This window comes from Shewanella sp. GD04112 (assembly GCF_029835735.1).
Taxonomy (GTDB): domain Bacteria; phylum Pseudomonadota; class Gammaproteobacteria; order Enterobacterales; family Shewanellaceae; genus Shewanella.
The window spans coordinates 1,386,810-1,411,028 of the sequence record NZ_JAOEAL010000001.1 but is presented as its reverse complement, the minus strand read 5'-3'; the positions used below and the strand labels follow the sequence as shown (position 1 = coordinate 1,411,028).

The window sequence follows — 24,219 nt, the reverse complement described above, 5'->3', positions numbered from 1 at the left end:
ATTAGCTAATATACCTAAGGAAATAGTGCACTGAGGAATTCATGCTCGCAGTTTTCATTACCCTAACGCTTGGCCTCGGCGCGATCGCTTGGTTAGCGTCGAGCCGCTGGCGCAAGACGCTCCACCGTAAGCGCGTGATGGCCAGTGCCTTTCCTAAGGATTGGCGAACGATTTTGAAAAAGAGATTGCCCTATTTCCACGCCTTACCCGCAGATCTTCAACTACAACTCAAACGCCACATCCAAGTTTTTTTGGATGAGAAACGATTCGTTGGCTGTGACGGTTTGCAAATAACCGATGAAATTCGCGTCACTATCGCCGCCCAAGCTTGCCTGCTTTTGTTAAATCGCAACACCGACTTTTACCCCAATCTTAGGCAGATATTGGTGTATCCCGATGCCTTTATTGTCGACAGCCAGCGCCAAGATCCCGCGGGTTTGATTTGGGAGCAACGTAATGTGCTCGCGGGGGAATCTTGGGAGCAGGGCCAAGTGATACTGTCGTGGAAGAACACCCTCGAGGGCGCAGCCAATCCCCATGATGGCAACAACGTAGTGATCCACGAGTTTGCCCATCAATTAGATCAAGAAGATGGTCACGCCAATGGCGCGCCGATTTTACAACACCGCCAAGATTACCTGTCGTGGTCGAACGTATTCAATCAAGCCTTTAATGAGTTAGTACAAGCTGCCGCCCTTGGCCGCCCGTCACTGTTTAATTACTATGGTGCCACCAATCCTGCGGAGTTTTTTGCCGTAGTCACCGAGGTCTTTTTTGAAAAGCCAGAAGCGCTTAATCTTGAACATCCAGCACTTTATCGAGAGTTGAGCCATTTTTATCAACTCGATCCGATAAACTGGCATTGACCGAATCAACATAGCGATTAGCCTAATAACCATAACGATAAGGAATTTTCGATGACAATCTCCACTCGCGCCGAGCAGCGCGCCCATTCGACACGCACTCGCCAACGTCTTGCCCTGTTCAGCGCCAGCGTATTCATGCTTGGCGCCCTATACTTTCATCCACAAACGGCCATTGCCAACGAACAAGCCGCAATAACGCTGACCGATGAGCAAGCGGCCGCCGAAGTGCTGAATAAATTGAATCAATATTCGAGCAGTGCCGATTGGGACAAGTATTTTGCCCTCTATCGTCAGGATGGTATTTTTATTGGAACCGATGCGACTGAGCGCTGGGGCATGGCCGAGTTTGAACGCTATTCGCGCCCAACCAAAGGTTGGCGCTACGATTTAACTCGCCGCCATTTAGTGCAGCATGGTGATGTGATCCTGTTCGATGAACTACTCAACAGCCCAAGTTACGGCGTGAGTCGCGGTACTGGCACCTTAATCAAGACCAATGGGGAATGGAAAATTGCCCAATATCATTTGAGCTTTCCCATCCCCAATGCAATCGCCAAACACATTACCGCTGAAATTAAAAACGCTCAGTAAGTCACTATTTTATCGACACGGTAAAACACACATTGGCCAGCTGCGAGAAGTGGATAAAGGCTTGAAAATCCACTTCGCTAAAGCTTCGTTGTGAAGGCCCCCTATCGGCATAATAAAAACCGATCACTTTATTATCGACCAAGAGCGGTGCCATCAAAAAACCCGACTCAGGCAACTGAGTCTTAAGTTCTTTGCATTGTTCTAGCCATTTTTTGGCATTGGGGTTATCCACCCACTGGCATTCCTTGTGTTCCATCGCCTGCGGAAATAGCCCCTTCCTATCACTCAGATCGATAATAAACTGCTGCTTCATTTCCTCGGCGTCTCGGCCGAGCATGATCCTAGGTTGCAGCTGTTTACGGCTCGGAGATAAGAGCAGAACTCCGCAGCGGTCCACACCAACTCCTTCTAAAATCCCCTCGAGCACGGTTTGCATGATTTGATTAAAATCGGCTTTGTTGATTGCAAAGGCGGTGAGTTCACGCAGCTTAGCCAATTGCACATTCAAGTTAGCCTCAAACACGGGCAACTCTACCTCAGGGACGTTGGGCTCAAGCTTATTGATGCGTTTAGGATCAGGCAGATAATCAATCAACACCTTGGCGCCATAGGCTTCGGCTAATTTATGGGTCGCCTTGGTGCAGCGCTGCATTCTCAGGGTTAATTCTTTCTCATCCAGCCCAGTAAAATGCGCGGCTTGGCTGATACGCTTATCCAACTCGATTTTATCTATCACCTCTTGGGAGAGAATTTCGCAAAGCTTATCGGCAAGAAAAATAGAGCGAATTTCAGGGCGTTGATCGTCAGGATAATTCACCGCTTGGATCAATAATTCCCCTAAGCCCCAGTGGCGCGCAATACTCTGCGTCAGCTGCGAAAATGAGGTGCCTAAAGCTTCACGAATGACGCTACGCTCTTCGGCTGGGGTTTCACTGGCACTGAGTTGACTGTCTAAAATTTCGGTAAACTCGCCGCCGATACTCCAAAATGCACTCTCACCAATGTGGTAAAGCAAAGACGCAATAAAGGCTTCTTCCTGAATATCCTCATCGTAATCACTGAGCATCATCCGCGCTAACATGGCGGCTTGAAATGCCTTCGCCATTAATTTAATGAGGCGTTGATAAACGGCGGGGGCGAGATTCTTACTCTCTAAAAGGCTCGATAATAGCTGGGCCGTGATGCAGATATTACGCACGGCATCAAACCCTAGCACTATCGCGGCTCGGCTCACGGTCGAAATTTGGGTACTGCCCTTATGGTAAATCGCACTATTGGCGACCCGTAAGATGCGGGATGTGAGGGCGTTATCGTGCATCACGCTTCGCCCGAGTAAGGCGAGAGACGAGACGTCATCCTTGGCAAGCTTTTCTAGCGTTTGGACGGTGGAACAGAGCGCTGGCATTTCCAATTCACTGATCCGTTTTGTCCAATAATCCACCCCTTTATTAGTATTATTGTTAGGTTTCAACCCAGCATGACCTCGATGATGTGAACTTATTGTTTTTAGTATAGATAGGCTTAAAAAAATTCGCCTAGCATCTGGCTCACAATTCGACTTTTGATTTTAAAATCCACGATATAGCAAGCCAGAGGTATAAAAAAGTCCAAGCTTTCACTTGGGCGTCACGCCGATTATGCCTGCAAATGCAATTTAAACACTTGCAGCACTTTATCAATATCCTGACGCGAAACATCTTTATGGGTCACAAAGCGCAGAGTACGGCTAGGGCTGATGAGGATCCCCGCCTCACGGCAACGCTTAGCTAGGGCTTTCTCATCGACATGGGGCGCGAGGTTTGCAAACACCATATTGGTTTGTACGGCGGTCAAATCGATTTCAAACTCACTCAACTGACTCAATTGCTGGGCAAGATACGTAGCATTTTCATGATCTTCGCCAAGTCGCTCAACCTGCTCTGTGAGCGCTAATTTACCCGCAGCCGCTAAAATCCCCGCCTGACGCATACCGCCGCCCAACATTTTACGCCAGCGCGTGGCCTTTTTAATTAGACGCTCATCACCTAGGAGCAGTGAGCCAACAGGCGCACACAATCCCTTGGATAAACAGATAGAGACAGAATCAAAATGCCCCGCAATATCGGCAATCCCTATCCCCTGTGCCACGGCGGCATTCGCAACCCGAGCGCCATCTAAGTGAATTTTTAAGCCACGCTGAAATGCCAGCGCCTGCGCATTGGCTAGGTAAGTCTGAGGCAATACTTTACCGCCGATAGTGTTTTCTAGGCTCAGTAAGCGCGTGCGCGCGAAGTGAATATCATCGGGTTTAATCGCCGCTTCAATATCGGTCAGGGCGATAGTACCATCCAGCTGATTGGTCAGCGGTTGCGGCTGAATACTGCCGAGTACCGCCGCGCCGCCGCCCTCAAATTTATAGTTATGGGCCTGCTGGCCGCACAGGTATTCATCCCCACGCTCACAATGGGCCATTAATGCAAGCAAATTGGCCTGAGTACCAGATGCCGTAAACAGCGCACTCTCAAAGCCGAACATCTCGGCGGCCATGTCTTGCAAGCTGTTAACGGTCGGATCATCACCATAAACATCATCACCCACTTCAGCCCTCGACATGGCTAAGCGCATCGCCTCTGTTGGCTGGGTCACGGTATCACTGCGTAAATCTATCATCTTGTCCTCGACTTCTTGTGCCTATCCCCGACGCGGATATTCATCGCGTAAGTGCGACTCTAGCCTCAAAGGAAAAATTTGTATAGTTTGCCCTTATGTCTGCCGATAAAATCAACAAGGAGCCAATGTTATCTATGCTGATGCAATTGATTTGCATCAAATAACGGGCAAAACTTGGCGTTAGGCCGATAAAAAGATAGAATACCCGACTAAGATGCTCATGCTAATGCAATGCAAATCTCTTAGTGGTTTTAACTATCCAAGATAAAATACAAGGTGATTTGTGGTGAATATATCCGTAATGCAATGGATTAAATTAACGTGTTTAGCGCTGAGTTTAAGCCTGATGTTACCCGCGTATGCATGGCAAGATACAGATCAAGACGGTGTTCCCGATATTAAGGATGCCTGTCCTAACACACCTGCAAACACCACAGTGATGGCCAATGGCTGTGTTTACCAAGCCGAAGTAAAACCCAGCAGTATTCAATGTGATCTCAATGACCCCAGTACATATTCAGCCGCTGATTGTCATAATATTGAGACCGCGATTGTGTATTTTGAGTTTGCTATCGCCGAAGTAGATTTATCGCAATGGAAAGCTTTAGCCTTAGTGAAAGCTTTTTTAGACGCGAATACTGAGACTCGATTAACTTTAGTGGGGCATACGGATATTGTCGGTACGCCAGAGTTTAATTATCAGTTATCACTACGACGGGCTCAAAATGTGAAACGTATTTTGGTTGAAGACTACGGCTTCAATCCAAATCGCTTTACCGTTGTCGGTAAAGGTATATCTGAACCGGTTGCGGATAATCATTCCAGCGAAGGTCGCAGATTAAATCGACGAGTACAATTTATCGTCAATAATAACTAGTTTTGTTAGCGTATTTTTTAGGGAGTAATTTAATGGATAACCTCGAAGGTTTATTAAAGCAGGCGCCAGATTTGGTCATGACCTATGGCTTAAAAATCTTATTTGCCCTCATTATTTTCTTCGTCGGTAAATATTTTTCTGGCGTCGCACAAAAGTTAGTACGCAAGTTGCTTAACAGTCGCAAGATTGACCCGACTGTGGTGTCTTTTGTGGCTAACTTAGCTTGGGCAGTGGTGTTTGTGTTCACCATTATCGCCACCTTAGGCCAAATTGGCGTACAAACAGCCTCTCTAGTCGCCGTTATCGGTGCCGCTGGTTTAGCTGTAGGCTTAGCACTGCAAGGTTCTCTGTCTAACTTTGCCTCAGGCGTATTAATGGTGCTATTCCGCCCATGCCGCGTAGGTGATTATATTGAAGCAGCAGGTATTGCCGGCACTGTTGATGAAATCACCATTTTCTCAACCAAATTACGCACCCCAGATAATAAAGTAATTGTGGCGCCAAACTCTTCAATCATGAATGGCACCATCACAAACTACTCAGCCTCTGAAAATCGTCGCATCGATTTAGTGATTGGCGTGTCTTATTCTGCGGATATCGCTCAAACCAAAAAAGTATTAACAGAGATTTTAGATAACAACCAATACGTACTGAAAGAGCCAGGTTACACTGTAGGCCTTTCTGAATTGGCGAATTCTTCAATCAACTTTGTGGTTCGTCCTTGGGTTAAAACCGCCGATTACTGGACAGCGCGTTTCCAAATTTTAGAACAGATCAAAAATGCACTCGATGCAGCGAACATTGAAATTCCATTCCCACAAATGGATATTCATGTGAAGCAATTGCCAGAGAGCAAATAATCAGCAAGCATATTAAAAGGCCGGTAATTACCGGCCTTTTTTATGGTGATAGTTTAGGTTTTGTCGTACCTTAAGCCTATGTGCACAACATACCTGAGTACGGGAGAGAAAATGCAAAAGTATGTTTCGTTTCTAGCCGCTGGCTGTGTTTTTAGTTTAATGGTTCTCAGCCCCACCGCTATCGCCAATGATAAAACCCAAGTGATGATGGGCGACAAGACTGTCACTCTCGCAGGAAAATTACCCAAGCTTGAACAAATGGCGCCACGATTTAAAGTTGTCGACGAACAATTTACCCCAATCAGCCTGAGTGACTTTAAAGGCAAAACCGTGCTGATCAGCGCCGTGCCCAGTTTAGATACTGGTGTCTGTGCGCTGCAAACTAAGCGCTTTAACAGTGAAGTCAGTCACTTCTCCGATGATGTTGTCATGCTGACCATTAGTACAGATTTGCCCTTCGCTCAAAAGCGTTTCTGTAAGGTGGAGAATGTCGACAAAATCAAAGTCCTCTCCGACTCAGTGTGGCGTGATTTTGGCGAGAAATATGGCTTATTGATTGAGGATTACGGCTTGCTCGCTCGGGCCATCTTTATTATCGATGCCGAAGGTCAGCTTAAATACCAAGAGCTGGTGCCCAATATTACCGAACACCCCAATTACGACGCCGCGCTTGAAGCGTTAAAAACCATTCAAGCACAGCAATAAGCATAAAAAATGGGGCATTTATTGCCCCATTTTTATTAGTGCGTATGTTGGTCGCCATTGGCTTGATAGTCGAAGGTCGGCATAGACCAATGATAACGCAGTGCTAACATTCGTAAGCTAAAGCCCAGCGTTAAACAGATCACTAGGTTTATCCACTCTGCCAATTGATAGGCGTTGAGCGTGATATATAAGCCTGCGGTAAAAAGCGAAATCACCGCGTAGAGTTCTTTCTTAAAAATCAAAGGCACTTGGTTACAGAGAATATCGCGGATCACCCCACCAAAGACCCCTGTGACGAGTCCCATTACCACAGCTATCGTTGGACTAAAGCCTAACATTAGCGTTTTTTGGGCGCCAACAATCGAGAATACGGCTAACCCCAAGGCATCAATGGCCAAAAATAACTTAGACAGGTAACGCATCACAGGCGCAATGGCGACCGTTAATAAAGACGCAAATGCAATCGCCAGCAGGTAATGGACATTCTCGACCCAAATCAAAGGGTAATTTCCGAGCAGCATGTCTCTTAGGGTGCCACCACCAATCGCCGTCGCGCAGCCAATGATAACCACGCCGAATAAGTCCATCTGCTTACGGCCCGCCGCTAATGCCCCTGTCATGGCTTCGGCTAAAATCCCAATCAACCATAATAATCCGATAAATTGCGCTTCTTGCATTTAAACTACTTATTACCCATGCATAAAGAACGGATTTTGCCTGATAATCCACGGACTGGATAATGAGATTATTTAAATTTTGTCATTAGAATATTTAATCTATTGATAGAATTTGTGCATTAGTCATTTCTACTTTTCAATACCGCGTAACGCTACAACCCTTCAATAACAATACATTAACTAAGAGTAAGCTATTCCCCGTTTTCCATTAAGCTTATTTTTTGATAAGTTTTAATAAATCATAATCAATTAAAATATAGAAATTTGCAGAAAACTCATCTTAACGTCAATCAAGCCTAAATTTTGGCCACAAAAAAGCGGCCAAAGGGCCGCTTTTTTAGACTAAAAGTAAATTATTTGTTTTCAGGCTTTGGCGGGAAATTCGCCATCACGCTGCCGACCGCTTCGTTGATCAGCTGTACTCTTTCCGAAGGAGTATTTTTATCACGGATAGTATCAGCTACTGAGCCACGCCAAATTAACTTAGCTGTTTTATTATCAACTAAATCAATGATCAGGGTGCCAACTTCGTATTCTCTGACTGTGGTCTGGGTTTGCATGTTACCGCCCCAGCCCCAACCTGGGCCATAGTAAGGGTTATAGCCAAAATTGGTATTGAAGGTATCGACATTAATCTTCTTATCGATTTTGGTCAGATAGTTCACTAATACATCGGCATCTTTCGCATCAACCAAGGTCATGCCCTTAGATGAAAGCTGAGAATTCACCGCATCTCGCACGCGCTGATCCATTAAACCATCGAGGTGATAACCCGAAGCATCGGTCTTTTGTGCGACCCACGCATAGGTCTTGTACTGAGTAAAATTGGCGCTAGGGTCAAAATCCCAACCCGACTTCAGCGAACTACAGGCACTCAGTGCCAGTACGGCTAAACCTACAATTATATTTTTCATGATGATTTCCTTGGTCGTTCTTATCGAACACAAATAAGCCGAAAATAAATTTAGCTTACAGAGCAATGGCCGGTTCTACAACTCAATATGATGAAAAAGCAGTGTGTTATTCAGCTTGACTTCAGCAATCACTTTAAATGATAATGATTATCAATTAAAGTGATTGAGGGATAAATAACATGTACTGGTTCATTAGCGCATTGATTGTGGCATCGGCGATTTTCTGGTTCGCACCGCAAAAAGTCTCTGCCGATACCCATAACAGTAAGCTCACACCTCATCTTCCCATGATGCTGCTGTTTTTACCTTTAGTCGTATTGAGTTGGCTCGTCTTTGAGACTGTGTCAAACGGGGTAAATTACACCACGGTTGCCGCCTTTGGGTTTGTTGCCACCGCTTGCTTAATCGCCCTCCCTAAATTGCATCGTTTTATCATGCCCTGCGCCCTACTTACCGCATTGGCATTAATCGCTATGGTATTGCAGCATCTCTAAGTCTGCTTTTTAAACATGCTACTTCCCTGCAAAGAGCTAGCATTGACCTTCGGCCACTTTCAGTCTCTGTCAGTGGCCTTTTTTTACCTCCCCGAAAGACGTTGAGTTTGGTAAACTTAAGCGGCATATATTCAGATAAAAGATGACTTATGAGAGTAGATCCCAACGTTTCCTTAGTGTACAGCACAGATAAAGGCCGGATTACTGCCGAGCCAGAAGCCAAAGCTATCCCTGCATCCGATGGGATTGTACGTATCCACAGAGACAGCAAAGGCCGCAAAGGTAAAGGTGTCTCGGTCATTTCAGGTCTAGGACTTGATGAAGCAGGCTTAAAAGCACTGGCACAGACCCTTAAAAAACAATGTGGTTGTGGTGGCACAGTCAAAGATTTCACTATCGAAGTGCAAACCGACAATCGTGAGCAACTAAAACTACTGCTTGAAAAACAAAACTACAAAGTCAAATTAGCCGGCGGTTGATACGCCACCAGCCTAAGCCGCTGGATTTAATCTATTGGTCAACGCCTGTGGGCTGAACGGAGCATTTAATGGAGAGTTTGCAGAACCATTTTTTAATCGCCATGCCGTCGCTCGATGACACTTTTTTTGAGCGCACCGTCATCTATCTATGTGAGCACGATGAAAAAGGCGCCATGGGGCTAGTGATTAATAAACCGCTGGGCATTGAAGTGAACTCATTGCTCGAGCAGATGGATTTACCCGCAGAGCAAGTGTCTACCGATCTAGCACTGGGCGCGCAGGTTTTAATGGGTGGCCCCGTTTCCCAAGATAGAGGCTTTGTCCTGCATACATCTCAGCCCTATTGGGCCAACAGTACAGAATTAAGCTCTGGCCTTATGCTCACCACCTCAAGGGATGTACTAACGGCGATTGGCAGCGAGCGCTCGCCAGAAAAATTTATCGTGGCATTAGGTTATGCGGGTTGGAGCAAAAACCAGCTGGAGCAAGAACTGGCCGATAACTCATGGCTGACTATCCCTGCCGATCAGGCCCTGCTCTTCGATGTCAAACACGAGGATCGATGGCAACAAGCGAGCCGTGCGCTCGGCTTTGATGCTTGGCAATTGTCATCACAGGCGGGCCACGCCTAGCCGATTTTATTGTGACGAGTGAATATACAGATGAACGCAAAAACCGTTTTAGGTTTTGATTTTGGAACAAAAAGTATTGGTGTCGCCATAGGGCAACAAATAACCGCCAGCGCCACACCACTGCTATCCCTAAAAGCCGTCGACGGTATTCCCAATTGGGATGAAATTGGCAAACTCATTAAAGAGTGGCAACCCGATTTAGTCGTCGTAGGTTTACCGCTCAATATGGATGGCACAGAGCAGGAAATGACCCACAGGGCGAGAAAGTTCGCCAACCGACTGAACGCTAAGTTTGGGGTCAAAATTGTCACTCAGGATGAAAGACTGACCACCACAGATGCAAAAGCTCGGCTATTTGAACTCGGCGGCTTTAAAGCCCTCACCAAAGGTCAAGTCGATGCCGTGTCTGCCGTATTGATTGTCGAAAGCTATTTTGAAAATCATTTCGGTGAATAATAAATCATAAAAACAAAAGGATAGCCTAAGCTATCCTTTTTTATTTCTGCACTTATAAACCTTACAGGTAAGGTTTAACCAAGTTAGCCATCATGCTGATATGGTCATCATTATCGTTCAGCGCAGGAATGTAACGAAACTTCTCCCCGCCAGCATTAGCAAAGATATGGCCATTCTCACCCACGATCTCTTCTAAGGTCTCTAAGCAATCGGCACTAAACGCTGGGCACACAATCGCCACGTCACGTACACCTTCGCTTGGTAACGCCTGCATGGTTGCATCCGTATAAGGTTGTAACCATTTAGCCTTACCAAAGCGAGATTGGAAAGTCATCACAAACTCATCCGCTGTAAGCCCTAATTGCTCGGCCACCAGACGGGTGGTCTTCATGCAAAAGCAATAATAAGGATCGCCTAAGTGCAGATTACGCTCCGGCATACCATGGTAAGAAAGCACTAACTTTTGCGGCTTACCCTGTTGCTCAAAGTCGGCACGAATTGAGTTCACCAATGCGGTAATAAAGTCGGGGTTATCATGATACGTGTGAATAAAATGCAGCGATGGTAGATAGCGCCACTGGGTTAATTCCCTTGCAATAGCGTCAAAAGCCGAGCCGGTTGTCGGCGCCGCATATTGCGGATAGAGCGGTAACACCACCAGCTTATCAATCCCCTGTTGATGCATCGTTTGTAAGGTGCTCGCCACAGAAGGATTGCCATAACGCATGGCTAAATATACTGATACTTGATGTCCATCGGCCGTTAATTTTTCTGATAATTTAGCGGTTTGGCGCAAGCTGATATCCATCAGTGGTGAACCCGCTTCAGTCCAGACCTTCTGATAGAGCGCCGCAGACTTGGCTGGGCGAACGCGCAGCACTATGCCATGTAAAATTAGCATCCACAGGAGTTTTGGAATTTCGACCACCCGAGGATCGGATAAAAACTCGGCAAGGTAACGCCTCACCGCCGATGCTGTTGGCGCATCGGGTGTGCCAAGGTTAAGTAACAACACACCCACTTTGCCACGCTTTGCGTGACCCATCTCTTTTGATAATCCTGAAAACCTAGCCAAAGTAGCCTCTTAACATGAGTAAAATGAATAAATTGGGCATTAAAGCACTGATTCTATTGCCTGCTTAAGCTCGGCACTATCGGGTTTCACCTTAGAATTAAACTGCTGCACAGTATTGCCATCACCACTGACGACATATTTGTAGAAATTCCACTTAGGCGAGCCTGCTTTATCTCCTAAGTATTTGAATACACTGTTAGCATCGCTGCCTCTCACGGGCGATGTCGCGAGCATAGTGAAGGTAACACCATAGTTGATGTAGCACACCTTAGCCGTGTCTTTTTCATCATTTTCTTCTTGGAAAAAGTCATCGGAAGGGAAACCAATCACCACTAAGCCTTTGTCTTTGTATTCTTTATGAAGCGCTTCGAGAGCCTTAAATTGCGGAGTGTAACCACAGTTACTCGCGGTGTTGACCAGTAACACTGGCTTGCCCTGAGTCAATTCACACAGATTAATCTTCTCATCCGAGTGCAATTTACGCACTTCAACATCAAGATAACTCGGGCAAGTTGCCGCAAATGCGCTAGTGCTTAACAGGCTAGCAAAGATAACTAAGGGGAGTTTCATCATAATGTCCTTCTCATTGGGCGCGCCAAGATTGGCAAACTCGTTATTCTCTATTACGTCACTCACTAATATAGAGATCATATTGAATAAAAAAATAAAAGCTACAGCGAGTTATCGATTGGCTTAAGCGATAAAAAAAGCAGCTCAAGGGAGCTGCTTTAACATCACCGCAGATAGGATTAATCCATATCCAAGGTCACGCCTTCCATAAAGCTGGAACTGGTAGGCTCTTTATTTTGCAGTTTGATCATTAAACGTAAGTCGTTTGGCGAGTCAGCATGGTGAAGCGCATCGGCATAGCTGATTTCCCCATCGATATAGAGTTGCAGCAAGGCTTGGTCGAAGGTCTGCATACCCTGCTCATTCGATTTGGCCATGGTTTCTTTGAGCAAATGCAGCTCGTTTTTAGCAATCAAACTCGCGACACGTGGCGTATTGATCAAGACTTCAATCGCCGCCCGTCGTCCTGTGCCATCGACTTTGGGCACCAGTTGCTGCGCCACAATGCCGCGCAGGTTGAGTGACAAGTCGAATAGCAACTGCTGGTGTTTACTCTCAGGCACTAAGTGCATGATCCGGTCTAACGCTTGGTTAGCGTTGTTCGCGTGCAATGTCGCCATACAGAGGTGACCCGTTTCGGCGAAAGAAAGCGCAAACTCCATGGTTTCTTGAGTACGGATCTCACCAATCAAAATCACATCGGGTGCTTGACGCAGCGAACTCTTCAGCGCCGCATCAAAGGATTCGGTATCTATACCCACTTCACGTTGAGTGATGATGCTTTTGCGATGGTCGTGCACAAATTCCACCGGGTCTTCGATGGTGAGGATATGACCACGGGCATGGGCATTACGATAACCCACTAACGCCGCCAAGGAGGTCGACTTACCGGTTCCCGTTCCCCCAACCATGATGATAAGACCACGTTTACTCATCACCAGATCTTTTAAAATCGGTGGTAGTTTTAAGTCTTCCACCTCAGGGATCTTGGTCTCAATCCGGCGCATAACGCATCCCGGAGATTCACGCTGCCAGAATGCGCTGACGCGGAAACGCCCTAAATCCTTAACCGCAAAAGCAAAGTTACACTCGCGAGTCGTGTGAAACTCCTTCTTTTGCGCTTCAGTCATCACGGACTCGACAAAATCCAAAGACTGCGCGGGCGTAAAGGCACTCTCGGCTAACGGGCGTAACTCACCATCGATTTTGGCGCTCGGCGGAAACCCTGCGGTAATAAACAAGTCCGAGGCTTTACGCTCCACCATGACTTTTAAAAACGGACGGACATCCATCATAAATCCTTAAAACGTCGCTTGTTTGTTTGAGCTCTTCGCCATGGCATCCTCACGGGTGATGAGGCCACGGTTCACTAAGTTTTGCAGACACTGTTCGAGCGTTTGCATGCCATGGGCCATCCCCGTTTGAATGGCTGAGTACATCTGCGCCACTTTATCTTCACGGATAAGGTTACGAATAGCGGGCGTTCCCATCATGATTTCGTGGGCAGCCACACGGCCGCCACCGATTTTCTTAATCAGGGTTTGCGAAATAACCGCCTGTAATGATTCAGATAACATGGTACGCACCATGTCCTTTTCACCAGCAGGGAAAACGTCAACCACACGGTCGATGGTCTTAGCCGCCGAGGTGGTGTGCAAGGTACCAAAGACTAAGTGACCCGTTTCGGCCGCCGTCATCGCCAGACGAATGGTTTCAAGGTCACGCATCTCACCGACGAGGATTACGTCAGGGTCTTCACGCAGTGCGCTACGCAGCGCCGCATTAAAGCTGTGGGTATGACGATGCACTTCCCGTTGGTTAATCAAACATTGCTTATTCTGGTGAACGAATTCGATCGGATCTTCAATGGTTAAGATATGGTCGTGGCGGTTCTCATTGATGTAATCCACCATGGCCGCAAGTGTGGTACTCTTACCCGAACCGGTAGGCCCAGTAACAAGCACTAAGCCGCGGGGAAAGCTGGAAATTTTCTTAAAAATTTCTGGCGCCCCTAACTGCTCGAGCGACAAAATTTCGCTGGGAATGGTACGAAACACCGCCGCAGCGCCGCGGGATTGGTTAAAGGCGTTAACACGGAAACGCGCTAAATTAGGGACTTCGAACGAAAAGTCGATTTCTAAATGCTCTTCAAAGTCCTTACGCTGTTTATCATTCATAATGTCGTACACAAGGCTGTGTACACCCTGATGATCGAGCGCGGGCAGGTTAATTTTTCTCACTTCACCGTCGACACGGATCATGGGAGATATCCCTGCAGAGAGGTGTAGATCCGAGGCTTTGTGTTTTACACTAAAGGCTAATAACTCAGTGATTTCCATAGTTTGGGATATCCTTGCAACCAGATAATTACATCATGACAACAATAGCAGACAGACTCGCAGTCGCCCAGAGCAGGATCGCGCAAGCGGCGCAAAAATGCGCACGCCTACCTCACAGTATTCGCTTACTTGCCGTCAGTAAGACTAAACCCATTGAAGATATTATAGCAGCCTATGATGCGGGCCAGCGTTGCTTTGGCGAGAACTATGTTCAAGAAGGTGTGACAAAGATTGAGACGCTAAAGGGCACACACCCTGATATTGAATGGCATTTTATTGGGCCACTGCAATCCAATAAAACCGCCTTAGTCGCTCAGCACTTCGACTGGATGCACACCCTCTCGCGGGAGAAAATTGCCCAACGGCTCAATGAGCAGCGCCCAGCACACCTTGCGCCGCTCAATGTGTGTATTCAAATCAATATCAGTGATGAAGACACTAAATCCGGCATTGATGCCGAGCAAATACTGCCACTGGCCGATAGCATCAGCCAATTACCCCATTTACAACTGCGGGGCTTAATGGCGATTCCCAGCGCCACCAATGACATTGCGCAGCAAAGGCGCGAACTCCGCGAGCTTAAGCAGTTATTCGATACGCTAAAGCAGCATTATCCCGCTATCGATACGCTTTCTATGGGCATGAGTAATGATTTAGACGTGGCTATTGAGTGCGGATCAACCATGGTGCGTATCGGCAGCGCAATCTTTGGTGAACGGGATTATGGCGCAAAAGAGACGACCCGCAATTAGTCGTTACGGGTTAATGCATCTGTACGATTGATGCTAAGGGAAATCACAGAGATAGCCAAAGGCGAGTCAGCAATATCGGCTTTAGCCTTGTTTTTAGAGGCTAAAGCCCAAATACTGTTAGAGAACATTAAATAGAAATTTTTATCCGGCCTAATAACGCTAATTCAATGATATTAATGCTGAATGTTATCCACTCAGCCTAGGCCAGACATTATGGGGTACACATGAGTCAACAAAAAATCTGTTTTATCGGTGCGGGCAATATGACCCGCAGTATTATCAGTGGCTTAATTCGTAGCGGCTATCCTGCTGCACTAGTGCAAGCCACCAATCCTAGCCAAGGTAAACTCGATGCCCTCGCCGCCGACTTTGGTGTGCGTGTATCCCAAGACAATGTTAGCGCCGCCCAAGATGCCGATGTCATCGTATTATCCGTTAAGCCACAGTTGATGGAACAAGTCTGCCAAGCACTGCAAGGCATTGATATGTCTAACAAGCTGGTCATAACCATTGCTGCGGGGATTAAAGCAGAGCGCTACAGCCAGTATTTAGCACAGCCCATCACACTAGTTCGCACTATGCCAAACACGCCAATGCAAATCGGTGTCGGTATGACGGGACTCTACGCCCCGCAGCCCCTCTCTGATGCCCAGCAAGCCATTACCGAGCGCTTGATGTCCAGCGGTGGTGAAATTGTGTGGGTGAATGAGGAATCTGAGATTAATCAAGTCATTGCCCTTGCGGGTAGTTCACCTGCCTATTTCTTCCTGCTGATGGAATCTATGATTGATGCCGGCAAGCAAATGGGCATGGATGAAGCCAAAGCCAGAAGCTTAGTACAGCAAGCCGCCCTCGGTGCTGCTATGATGGCAAAGCAAAATCCCGAGCTTACACTGGGTAATTTACGGGAGAATGTCACCTCTAAGGGCGGCACAACGGCGCAAGCCATCGCCACATTCGAAGCGGCGGATCTTCGTGGTGTGGTCAAAAATGCGATGGAAAACTGCATCAAACGTGCAGAGGAAATGGCTAACACTTTTTGATCTAGCTATTGCTGGGTGACTCACTTTTAACGCGGGCGTTTTTAATCGGACTCATATAGGCAGAAATCTCGATGAATGCATTAACCTTTTTAATCAGCACACTCTTCGATTTGTATTTGATGGTGGTGATATTACGGATCTGGCTCCCCTTGGCCCGTGCCGATTTTTATAATCCCTTCAGTCAGTTTGTGGTCAAAGCCACTCACCCGTTGATCGCGCCTATGCGTCGATTAATTCCTTCAATGGGAAGATTCGATACTTCTTCATTTGTACTCGCCCTATTAGTGGTGATGGTCAAAGTGTTGCTGTTAAGCCTTATCGCTGGCGGCGGTATTGATTTAGTGCTGTTCTTTGTGTTTGCACTTGTCACTGTTATCAAACAGGCGGGCGTTTTGCTCTTCTGGATGCTGATCATCCGCGCCATCTTAAGCTGGTTCAATCAAGGCTATAACCCCATTGTGATGATCATGGGTCAACTGACAGAGCCCATTTTGGCTCCAGTGCGCCGCATTATACCGCCCATTGGTGGTTTAGATTTGTCGGTGATGTTGGTGATTATCGGCATGAACTTTATCAACATGCTATTGGCGCAATACGTACCATTCTGGGCCGCGATTTAATGAGCGCAGTCATTATGCAGCAAGGCGACTTGCTGCTTAATTTGTATATTCAACCTAAAGCGAGTCGCGATCAGATAGTCGGGCTACACGGTGATGAGTTAAAAGTCGCCATCACCGCTCCGCCTATCGATGGCAAGGCCAATGCCCATTTAAGCAAGTATTTAGCCAAGGCCTTTAAAGTCCCTAAAAGCGATGTTCACATCCTTAAGGGCGAATTAGGACGTCATAAGCTGGTACGGATTAGCGCGCCCAAAAACGTCCCGGCAGAAATCGCGACATTGCTCGAATAAACGCACCGTTGGAAGTCTCCTTCCTGCGACCTATACTCAAGTAATCCCTCATATGAAGGTACAACATCATGTTACGTAATCTCCTTATTATGCTCGCCTTGACTGCAAGCCTGTGTGGCGTCGCCAATGCCGAGCAAAAAGAAACCGTCGGTAATTTCGACATTCATTACATGGCGCTGGGCAGCACCTTTTTAACCCCGAGCATTGCAAAATCCTATGGCATCGAACGCAGTAGCTACAGAGGCATCATTAACATTGCCGTATTAGATATGAGTGAAGAAGGCTCGCCCGCAGTACCCGTTGAAATCACTGGCGTGGCCAATAACCTACTCGATGCGCGTATCGATTTGAAATTTAGAGAGATCCGTGAAGGTAAGGCGATTTATTATATCGCCGAAGTTCCTTACCGCGACGATCAAGAAATCAATTTCAACATCGCCATCAAACACGGTAATCAGCTCAACACCAATCTGCAGTTTAAGCAAAAGTTCTACGTCGAATAATCTCAACCTCATAAGGCAGGACGATACAAAGTATCGTCCTGCCTTTTTCTGTCCTTTACCGCTCAGCTTGGGTATCATTGCCGCATACAGTCCAATGACATCGCTCAATGTCCACACTCAGTGACACACAGACAAGAGCGCCCAATCCAATAGGTATTCCATGCAACAAATCGTCCTCGCCAGTGGCAATAAAGGTAAACTTGCCGAATTCGATCAAATGCTCGCCGCCTATGGCGTAAAAGTGCTGCCACAAAGCCAATTTAACGTTAGCGAAGTGGCCGAAACGGGCACCACCTTTGTCGAAAACGCCATTATCAAAGCCAGACATGCGGCGCAAATTACTGGACTTGCCGCCATTGCCGATGACTCGGGATTAGAAGTCGATTTACTCCAAGGCGCACCGGGGATCTACTCTGCGCGCTATGCGGGGGAAAATGCCAAGGATCAAGACAATGTGTTAAAACTCTTAGACACATTAAAGGATAATCCTGCGCCGCGTACGGCCAGATTCCAATGTGTTTTAGTCTATATGCGCCATGCCAAGGACCCAACGCCCATCATTTGCCAAGCCTCGTGGGAAGGCCAAATCGATTTCGTGCAACGGGGTGACAACGGCCATGGTTACGATCCGATTTTTATTCCAGAACACCATGATTGCAGCGCAGCCCAATTGAGCAGTGACGAGAAAAATGCCTTGAGTCACCGTGGTAAAGCTTTAGTGCAACTGATTGCTGCCATGCAGGAAAAAGGCGTATTTACCGACGGGAACGCCCAATAATGTCAGTGAATGTGTCACCTCAGTTAACCCTGCCGCCGTTGAGCTTGTACATCCATATCCCTTGGTGTGTACAAAAATGCCCTTACTGCGACTTTAACTCCCATGGGCAAAATGGCGAATTACCCCAAAAGGCCTATGTGGATGCGCTGCTAGCGGACTTACGCCAAGACTTGCACTTAGTCCAAGGCCGTAAGCTGCACACCATTTTTATTGGTGGTGGAACGCCGTCTCTGTTTGATGCCAATCAAATCAAACGGATATTGGATGGCGCCAATGCGCTAATTCCCTTCAGTGACGATATTGAAATCACCATGGAGGCCAACCCAGGCACCCTAGAGCACGATGACTTTAGTGCCTACCGCGCCGCAGGGGTCACCCGGTTATCCATTGGAGTACAGAGTTTCTCTAAGGATAAGCTCAATCTGCTGGGGCGGATCCACGATCAAAACGAAGCCCAAACCGCCGCCCAAAAAGCCAGCCAAGCGGGTTATTTAAGTTTTAACTTGGATTTGATGCACGGACTTCCGAATCAAAGTTTTGCTGAGGCCATGGCGGATATCGATACCGCTGCGGCGCTCAATCCGCCGCATTTGTCTTGGTATCAACTGACGATTGAGCCCAATACCCTGTTCCACTCAAAACCGCCGCAACTACCCGACGATGAAGATCTCTGGCAGATCTACGAACAAGGGCAACAAAAGTTAGCGGCACTCGGTTATGAGCAGTATGAAATCTCGGCCTATGCCAAACCCGGCTATCAATGCAGACATAACCTTAACTATTGGCAGTTTGGCGATTATTTAGGCATAGGCTGCGGTGCCCATGGCAAAGTGACCTTGCCCGAAGAAAATCGCATTATCCGCACGGTCAAAATCAAACACCCTAAGGGTTATTTAGCTGCCGACAACTATCACTTCGAGCAGAGTGAGGTCGCCGAAGAAGATCGCGCCCTCGAATACTTGATGAATCGTCTGCGCTTAATGACGCCTATTCCTAAGCAAGAGTTTGAAGACAGAACTGGTTTACACCGAGATACGTTGAAAGAGGGAATGGAAAAGGCCAAACAACGGGGTTTACTGACCGAATCGGCTGAACATTGGCAATTAACCAGTAAAGGTCACATGTTTGTGAACGATTTACTGACGCAATTTTGTTAATTCACTAATTAAATTCCCCATATAAATAATGTGTTAGCCTAGGATTCTCGATGAAGGACCTTTTATGGCTAACACATTTTCTAACATTTATATTCATACATTTTTCCCCTGCTTCTTTAGAATTGCCTGAACATTGTTAAGGAAGCCTGATCATGCCAATAAAAACGAACATCAGCTTAGTCGCATTTACTCTCTCCGCCCTGCTTGCACTGCCTTCTCATGCGGTGCCTACCTTAAGTGACTCACAAAATGTGGCCAGTACCAGTGTTGCCGCCCAAAGCGAGTCAGAAAAAGCCAACGCCTTGTTTGAAACCATCTTCATGGAAAACATCATGGCAAGCCCCATTGCGCAAACCTATATGGGCATTAAGCAAGACTATGATAAGTGGGACGATATTGGCGATGAGGCGGATGCCCGTGAGTTGGCGCGAACCAAGAAACAGCTAGCCGAAGTGAATCAACTGGATGCGAGTAAGCTTGATCCACAAACTCGCCTAAGCCTGACGTTACTCACTCAAAACCTTAATAACGATATCAAAGACTATCAGTGGCGCTACCATAACTACCCAGTGAATCAGATGCATGGTGGCCACTCGATGATAGCCTCCTTCCTGATTAATCAACACCAGATCACCGATGTCAGCGATGCTAAGGCCTATATCAGCCGCTTAAATGGCGTGCCCAAACGCTTAAGCCAACTGCAACAGGCGCTCGAGATCCGCGCAGATAAAGGCATTATTGCCCCTAAATTTGTGTTCGGCTACGTGATTTCTGACAGCCAAAACATCATTAAAGGCGCCCCCTTTGATAAAGGCGAAGACAGTGCGTTGTTGGCGGATTTTCGCAAAAAAGTGAATGCGCTCAGCATCTCTGAAACAGAAAAAGCCCAGCTTATTGCCGATGCAGAAAAAGCACTGGTCTCGGAAGTTGAGCCCGCATACAAGACGCTTATCGCCTATATCAAAACCTTAGAAGCCAAGGCCGATACCCGCGATGGGGTTTGGAAACTCCCCGACGGCGAGGCGTTTTATAACAATGCCCTTGCGCGCACCACGACTACCCACATGACGGCGGATGAGATCCATCAACTTGGTCTTGCCGAAGTGGAGCGCATCCATAATGAAATGCGCGCCATTATGAAAAAGGTGAATTTTAACGGCACCTTGCAAGAGTTCTTCGCCTTTATGCGCGATGATCCGCAGTTCTATTATCCAAATACCGCCGAAGGCAAAGCGGCATATTTAGCCGATGCAACCAAGCTTATCGATAATATGCGCTCACGCTTGGATGAAGTCTTTAAGGTCAAGCCTAAGGCGGCCATGATAGTCAAACAGGTTGAAGCCTTTAGGGAAAAGTCCGCGGGTAAAGCCTTCTATGAACAACCGGCGCCCGATGGCTCTCGCCCTGGCAGCTACTATGCCAACCTCTACGATATGAAAGCCATGCCCAAATACCAGATGGAAGCACTGGCTTACCATGAAGGGATCCCTGGGCACCATATGCAAATCGCTATCTCACAGGAGCTAAAGGATATTCCTAAGTTCCGTAAGTTCGGTGGCTATACCGCCTATATCGAAGGTTGGGGGCTCTACAGTGAGTCTTTCCCGAAGGAGATGGGCTTATATGCCGACCCTTACTCCGATTTTGGTCGACTGGCGATGGAGTTATGGCGAGCTTGTCGTTTAGTGGTCGATACCGGGATCCACGCAAAAAAATGGACCCGCGAACAAGGGATAGCTTATTACGTCGATAATACCCCTAACGCAACATCCGATGCGAAGAAAATGGTCGAACGTCATATCGTTATGCCATCACAAGCTACTGCCTATAAAGTTGGAATGATTAAGTTACTCGAGTTAAGACACAAGGCGGAAAAACAACTGGGTGATAAGTTTGATATCCGGGATTTCCATACTTTAGTCTTGGCAAATGGCGCGCTGCCTTTAGATGTACTGGAAGAGCAAGTCGATCAATGGATTGCTAGCGTTAACAAAGCCTAAACTTGAAACCGTGGGAGGCTAACGCTAGCCTCCCTTGAACGCCTTGCCAATAAAATCCTTAAATCGCAGCCAATAAAAAAGCCACTATTAAGTGGCTTTTTTATTGGATTTATCACCGACTTGGTCATAAAACCCTATCTCACTGTGGGTCACTATATTTGATGTATTAAGCAAGTAGCTAACACTCGGTGTGACTTTAGGGTACAGAGAGACAAAACTCGTTTCCCGCACTCAACCATCAGAAAAAAATTACCTCAGCCTAATGAGCTGAGGTAAACCAAAAACTAGGATGATGGTTTAAAAGCCAACATTGTTTTAGTTCGCAAACTTCTGCTGGCTGTGATCCGAAACTGCATTGCTGCCAACCTGTACGCTAATACCAAAAGGGGTCATTTCCAGTAAAAGTGTAGGACTCAGGTCATTCCGAATCATCTGGCAACCATTGTATCCATTTAAGAACAGACTTCAATACACCTACTAAAAAGCTGTTTTAGAGAACCCTAAAAAACCAAACTAAAATACAAACTAATCTCGATACAAATAATTGATTTTAAATGAATTTCAAAACCATCAAACTCTCTAAAAATGCATTAACCGCATTTTAAGAACAATGTTTCCAAAATTACTGACGTTCACTGAAGAGTTCCGCATAGGGAATGTCCCAATAAGGCGGATTACCAATGTGGTCTTTAATAAACTCAATGAAAGCACTCACCTTAGGCGCTAAGTGTTTACGGCGTGGGTAAACGGCCTGTAGCGGTAAATGATGAGTCAGTTGCCAATCCCTCAGCAGCGGCACTAAGGTGCCCTTAGCGATTTCATCTTCCATCAAGTAACTGGCAAGATAGACAACCCCTAAGCCACTGATCGCAGCTGATTTTAAAGCGGGAGCGTTATCCACTCTAAAGTTACCAGAGACACCTATCTCACAGTAATCATCGCCCTTTTTAAACTGCCACATGCTGTGCTCATGCCACTCACCTTGATACACCAAGCAGTTATGGTCGACTAATTGCTCTGGACGCGACGGTTCACCATGTTTAGCAATATAATCAGGCGAGGCAACGAGTAGGAACTGACACTTCATCAAAGGGCGCGCCACCATACCCAAGGGAAGCTGCTCAGACATAGTTAACAATAGGTCTAAACCTTCGCTGACTACATCCACCTTATGATCTAATAAGCTGACTTGCAGCTCGAGTTCAGGGTGTTTGGCCATAAATGATGGCAGCGCGGGAATAATATGCATAGCACCAAAGGACTGGGAAATCCCCACCTTTAACACGCCGCGGGTGGCATCGTTTAAGTTATGCACGCTAGCAATGGCCTGTTCGGCATCGCGAAGCAACTCTTCACCTTGCAGATATAACAAATGTCCAGCTTCAGTCAGACTTAAGCTTCGAGTGGTACGCTGGATCAGTTGAACACCGAGTCTATGTTCGAGATCGGCTACCTGCGTACTGACCTTAGATTTAGAGATCCCAAGCCTTCTTGCGGCGGCACTAAAACTACCAGCTCTGGCCACATGAGTAAAAATCGCAATAGGTTCTAACAGTTCTAACATGGAAAGTCGCCTTAAGCAGTTTCGACAGTGATATTAACTTTCGGAATAGCATAGGAATGCAGCACAAATGCCTTGAAGCATCCCTCAATGCCTTAATATCTCACAGCAATTGGGTTCGTTGTAGAGATTTAGCCCGAAAAAGTCCGCTAAAGTAGAGTGTTCTATCTGACTGAATTGCCAGCTTTTCATTATATTTTAAGAGTATACCAAACATTAGTCTTTAGAATGTAATATTCCATAGTAAATAGCCGCAAGCAATCAGATTAATATCATTCCGCTTGGCTAAAATGAATCAAGAAAAAGCCCCAGACACTTAACGTACTGGGGCTTTTTCATTTATATCACTGTATTTATGATGTCAGTTAGCTCGGCATTACCTGACTCCAACCAGTGTTGGTTTTAAGCTACTCTGCCGAGCACTATTCACGTAATTCATGGTGAGTGTTTTGAGTCAACACATAGGGCGCTAACTCTGGCACTTCTTTACGCAGTTGATTCTCAAGCACCAGCAGGTTTTCAAAACGGTCACATAAACGGTCGGCTTTCGCTTCAATCCCCTTAGATTGGGATTCAATTTGCTGCTCAATATCATCGCCTAATCTATCCATTTTTTGTGAGAATGCGTCCATCTTAGCTTCGAAGGACTCACCGTCGCCCGCAAGGATTTGGCTGCCGATATTCATCATTAGAGTGCCAATGGAGTTTTGCACGATTTGCTCCATTTCCTTATCAAATTCGTCGTTAAAGGTGTTTTGCATCGACTCTTCAGTCGCACCAAGGTAAAAACTATCGCCCTGCTTGTAGGCTACGGTATCAACACGCTTCTGCACTCCCGCCATCATCTCATCAAACTTAGCGCCTGCCGCATCGCCCATCAGTGGTGTTAAGGCCATACTCACAGCTTGAGAGGCCAATGCAACCGCTTCGTTGACTAATTCAATGACCTCAGGAACCTGAGTCGACACCTCATCGGCATACTGGCTCACGAGCTTTTTCTGTTTGTCGGTTAAGGTTACCTGCTTGCCTTCAACGTATAACTTGTCGACCTCGATGCGATACTTCTCAGCGCCCTTCTCGCTCATCACTAATTTTTTCGGTTCGACTCTCACATCATAGTTAAGAGAAACCTCACAGCGCTCATCGATTTGCGGCTCGGTTTTCGCTTGTGCTGATTGCAAGCCAGAAGCGCTTAAAATAACACCCGATAATGCCACTCCGGTTAATAGTGTATTTATCTTCATTGTTGTTCATCCTTTAATCTGAGGAATTCGACTAAGCTAACATGCTAAAAGATGAATAGCAGAAGATGTGCCAACTTTGTAACAATA

28 protein-coding genes are annotated in these 24,219 nt (G+C 46.6%); 17 read left to right on the top strand and 11 right to left on the bottom strand.

The annotated features are described in order from the left end of the window. Positions 1-41 precede the first annotated feature (41 nt). On the top strand, positions 42-866 hold the full coding sequence (locus N7386_RS06280) for a zinc-dependent peptidase (protein WP_279767496.1): 825 nt from the start codon (positions 42-44) through the stop codon (positions 864-866). A 51-nt stretch (positions 867-917) separates the two neighbouring features. Continuing rightward, on the top strand, positions 918-1,457 hold the full coding sequence (locus N7386_RS06275; protein WP_279767494.1) for a nuclear transport factor 2 family protein: 540 nt from the start codon (positions 918-920) through the stop codon (positions 1,455-1,457). Positions 1,458-1,461: 4 nt separating this feature from the next. Here N7386_RS06275 and N7386_RS06270 read toward each other — a convergent pair whose 3' ends face one another. Together N7386_RS06270 and ltaE are read right to left on the bottom strand one after the other, a co-directional pair. Beyond that, positions 1,462-2,928 (bottom strand): HDOD domain-containing protein, encoded by a 1,467-nt coding sequence (locus N7386_RS06270; RefSeq protein ID WP_279767493.1) that lies wholly within the window; start codon positions 2,926-2,928, stop codon positions 1,462-1,464. Positions 2,929-3,092: 164 nt separating this feature from the next. Then, a complete protein-coding gene (ltaE, locus tag N7386_RS06265) occupies positions 3,093-4,106 on the bottom strand; it encodes a low-specificity L-threonine aldolase (RefSeq protein ID WP_086904766.1) in 1,014 nt (337 codons plus the stop codon). 301 nt (positions 4,107-4,407) lie between these two features. On the opposite strand from ltaE, the gene N7386_RS06260 reads away from it, so the two are divergent. The 3 genes from N7386_RS06260 to tpx all read left to right on the top strand — a co-directional run bounded on the left by N7386_RS06260 (position 4,408) and on the right by tpx (position 6,548). Continuing rightward, entirely contained in the window at positions 4,408-4,983 is a 576-nt protein-coding gene (locus N7386_RS06260; RefSeq protein ID WP_176370372.1) for an OmpA family protein, read from the top strand. A 32-nt stretch (positions 4,984-5,015) separates the two neighbouring features. After that, complete coding sequence (locus N7386_RS06255) at positions 5,016-5,843, top strand: mechanosensitive ion channel domain-containing protein (protein ID WP_086904764.1); 828 nt, start codon at positions 5,016-5,018, stop codon at positions 5,841-5,843. A 111-nt stretch (positions 5,844-5,954) separates the two neighbouring features. Beyond that, a complete protein-coding gene (gene tpx / locus N7386_RS06250) occupies positions 5,955-6,548 on the top strand; it encodes a thiol peroxidase (protein ID WP_086904763.1) in 594 nt (197 codons plus the stop codon). A gap of 35 nt (positions 6,549-6,583) precedes the next feature. Here the strand turns inward: tpx and N7386_RS06245 are convergent, their stop codons facing one another. Both N7386_RS06245 and N7386_RS06240 read right to left on the bottom strand, forming a co-directional pair. Beyond that, entirely contained in the window at positions 6,584-7,225 is a 642-nt protein-coding gene (locus N7386_RS06245; protein WP_086904762.1) for a trimeric intracellular cation channel family protein, read from the bottom strand. Between the two features lie 353 nt (positions 7,226-7,578). After that, positions 7,579-8,139, bottom strand: coding sequence for a DUF4136 domain-containing protein (locus N7386_RS06240; protein WP_011621990.1), 561 nt, complete (start codon positions 8,137-8,139; stop codon positions 7,579-7,581). A 179-nt stretch (positions 8,140-8,318) separates the two neighbouring features. Here N7386_RS06240 and N7386_RS06235 point away from each other — a divergent pair, with 179 nt between their 5' ends. From N7386_RS06235 to ruvX, 4 genes are all read left to right on the top strand, one after another. After that, complete coding sequence (locus tag N7386_RS06235; protein ID WP_011716287.1) at positions 8,319-8,633, top strand: hypothetical protein; 315 nt, start codon at positions 8,319-8,321, stop codon at positions 8,631-8,633. Positions 8,634-8,782: 149 nt separating this feature from the next. Continuing rightward, positions 8,783-9,112 (top strand): stress response translation initiation inhibitor YciH, encoded by a 330-nt coding sequence (yciH, locus tag N7386_RS06230; RefSeq protein WP_011625632.1) that lies wholly within the window; start codon positions 8,783-8,785, stop codon positions 9,110-9,112. A gap of 68 nt (positions 9,113-9,180) precedes the next feature. After that, positions 9,181-9,744 carry a YqgE/AlgH family protein gene (locus N7386_RS06225; RefSeq protein WP_011621987.1) on the top strand — a complete coding sequence of 188 codons (564 nt, stop codon included), beginning with the start codon at positions 9,181-9,183 and terminating at the stop codon, positions 9,742-9,744. A gap of 30 nt (positions 9,745-9,774) precedes the next feature. Beyond that, positions 9,775-10,200 carry a Holliday junction resolvase RuvX gene (gene ruvX, locus N7386_RS06220; protein ID WP_011621986.1) on the top strand — a complete coding sequence of 142 codons (426 nt, stop codon included), beginning with the start codon at positions 9,775-9,777 and terminating at the stop codon, positions 10,198-10,200. 61 nt (positions 10,201-10,261) lie between these two features. Here the strand turns inward: ruvX and hemH are convergent, their stop codons facing one another. The 4 genes from hemH to N7386_RS06200 form a co-directional block, all read right to left on the bottom strand. After that, positions 10,262-11,245 (bottom strand): ferrochelatase, encoded by a 984-nt coding sequence (gene hemH, locus N7386_RS06215; protein ID WP_088212067.1) that lies wholly within the window; start codon positions 11,243-11,245, stop codon positions 10,262-10,264. Between the two features lie 69 nt (positions 11,246-11,314). Then, a complete protein-coding gene (locus N7386_RS06210; RefSeq protein WP_086904528.1) occupies positions 11,315-11,848 on the bottom strand; it encodes a glutathione peroxidase in 534 nt (177 codons plus the stop codon). Positions 11,849-12,024: 176 nt separating this feature from the next. After that, positions 12,025-13,137 (bottom strand): PilT/PilU family type 4a pilus ATPase, encoded by a 1,113-nt coding sequence (locus N7386_RS06205; RefSeq protein WP_011621983.1) that lies wholly within the window; start codon positions 13,135-13,137, stop codon positions 12,025-12,027. Positions 13,138-13,146: 9 nt separating this feature from the next. After that, complete coding sequence (locus N7386_RS06200) at positions 13,147-14,184, bottom strand: type IV pilus twitching motility protein PilT (protein WP_011621982.1); 1,038 nt, start codon at positions 14,182-14,184, stop codon at positions 13,147-13,149. A gap of 35 nt (positions 14,185-14,219) precedes the next feature. Here N7386_RS06200 and N7386_RS06195 point away from each other — a divergent pair, with 35 nt between their 5' ends. Then, the gene (locus tag N7386_RS06195) at positions 14,220-14,936 is read left to right on the top strand and encodes a YggS family pyridoxal phosphate-dependent enzyme (RefSeq protein ID WP_279767481.1); all 717 of its coding nucleotides are present in this window, start codon (positions 14,220-14,222) and stop codon (positions 14,934-14,936) included. On the opposite strand, the gene N7386_RS06190 is transcribed toward N7386_RS06195, so the two are convergent. Next, positions 14,933-15,064, bottom strand: a complete 132-nt coding sequence (locus N7386_RS06190) for a hypothetical protein (protein WP_279767478.1) — start codon at positions 15,062-15,064, stop codon at positions 14,933-14,935. The genes N7386_RS06195 and N7386_RS06190 overlap by 4 nt on opposite strands. A gap of 96 nt (positions 15,065-15,160) precedes the next feature. Between N7386_RS06190 and proC the strand changes: the two genes are divergently transcribed. The 7 genes from proC (at position 15,161) to N7386_RS06155 (ending at position 21,327) form a co-directional block, all read left to right on the top strand. Then, on the top strand, positions 15,161-15,979 hold the full coding sequence (gene proC, locus N7386_RS06185; RefSeq protein WP_011621980.1) for a pyrroline-5-carboxylate reductase: 819 nt from the start codon (positions 15,161-15,163) through the stop codon (positions 15,977-15,979). A 71-nt stretch (positions 15,980-16,050) separates the two neighbouring features. Then, the gene (locus tag N7386_RS06180; RefSeq protein WP_086904530.1) at positions 16,051-16,599 is read left to right on the top strand and encodes a YggT family protein; all 549 of its coding nucleotides are present in this window, start codon (positions 16,051-16,053) and stop codon (positions 16,597-16,599) included. Further along, positions 16,599-16,889: a DUF167 family protein YggU gene (gene yggU, locus N7386_RS06175; RefSeq protein ID WP_011625626.1), complete on the top strand. Its 291-nt coding sequence runs from the start codon at positions 16,599-16,601 to the stop codon at positions 16,887-16,889. Before N7386_RS06180 ends, yggU begins: the two co-directional genes overlap by 1 nt. 68 nt (positions 16,890-16,957) lie before the next feature. Further along, positions 16,958-17,392 carry a DUF4426 domain-containing protein gene (locus N7386_RS06170; RefSeq protein ID WP_011621977.1) on the top strand — a complete coding sequence of 145 codons (435 nt, stop codon included), beginning with the start codon at positions 16,958-16,960 and terminating at the stop codon, positions 17,390-17,392. 160 nt (positions 17,393-17,552) lie between these two features. Continuing rightward, positions 17,553-18,170, top strand: coding sequence for an RdgB/HAM1 family non-canonical purine NTP pyrophosphatase (gene rdgB, locus N7386_RS06165; RefSeq protein ID WP_086904531.1), 618 nt, complete (start codon positions 17,553-17,555; stop codon positions 18,168-18,170). Then, the gene (gene hemW / locus N7386_RS06160) at positions 18,170-19,327 is read left to right on the top strand and encodes a radical SAM family heme chaperone HemW (RefSeq protein ID WP_279767473.1); all 1,158 of its coding nucleotides are present in this window, start codon (positions 18,170-18,172) and stop codon (positions 19,325-19,327) included. The genes rdgB and hemW overlap by 1 nt, the downstream gene beginning before the upstream one ends. 152 nt (positions 19,328-19,479) lie before the next feature. Next, positions 19,480-21,327, top strand: coding sequence for a DUF885 domain-containing protein (locus N7386_RS06155; RefSeq protein WP_279767471.1), 1,848 nt, complete (start codon positions 19,480-19,482; stop codon positions 21,325-21,327). A gap of 622 nt (positions 21,328-21,949) precedes the next feature. On the opposite strand, the gene N7386_RS06150 is transcribed toward N7386_RS06155, so the two are convergent. Next, positions 21,950-22,891, bottom strand: coding sequence for a LysR family transcriptional regulator (locus N7386_RS06150; RefSeq protein WP_011625622.1), 942 nt, complete (start codon positions 22,889-22,891; stop codon positions 21,950-21,952). Between the two features lie 419 nt (positions 22,892-23,310). After that, entirely contained in the window at positions 23,311-24,132 is an 822-nt protein-coding gene (locus tag N7386_RS06145; RefSeq protein ID WP_126512742.1) for a YggN family protein, read from the bottom strand. Positions 24,133-24,219: the final 87 nt, after the last annotated feature.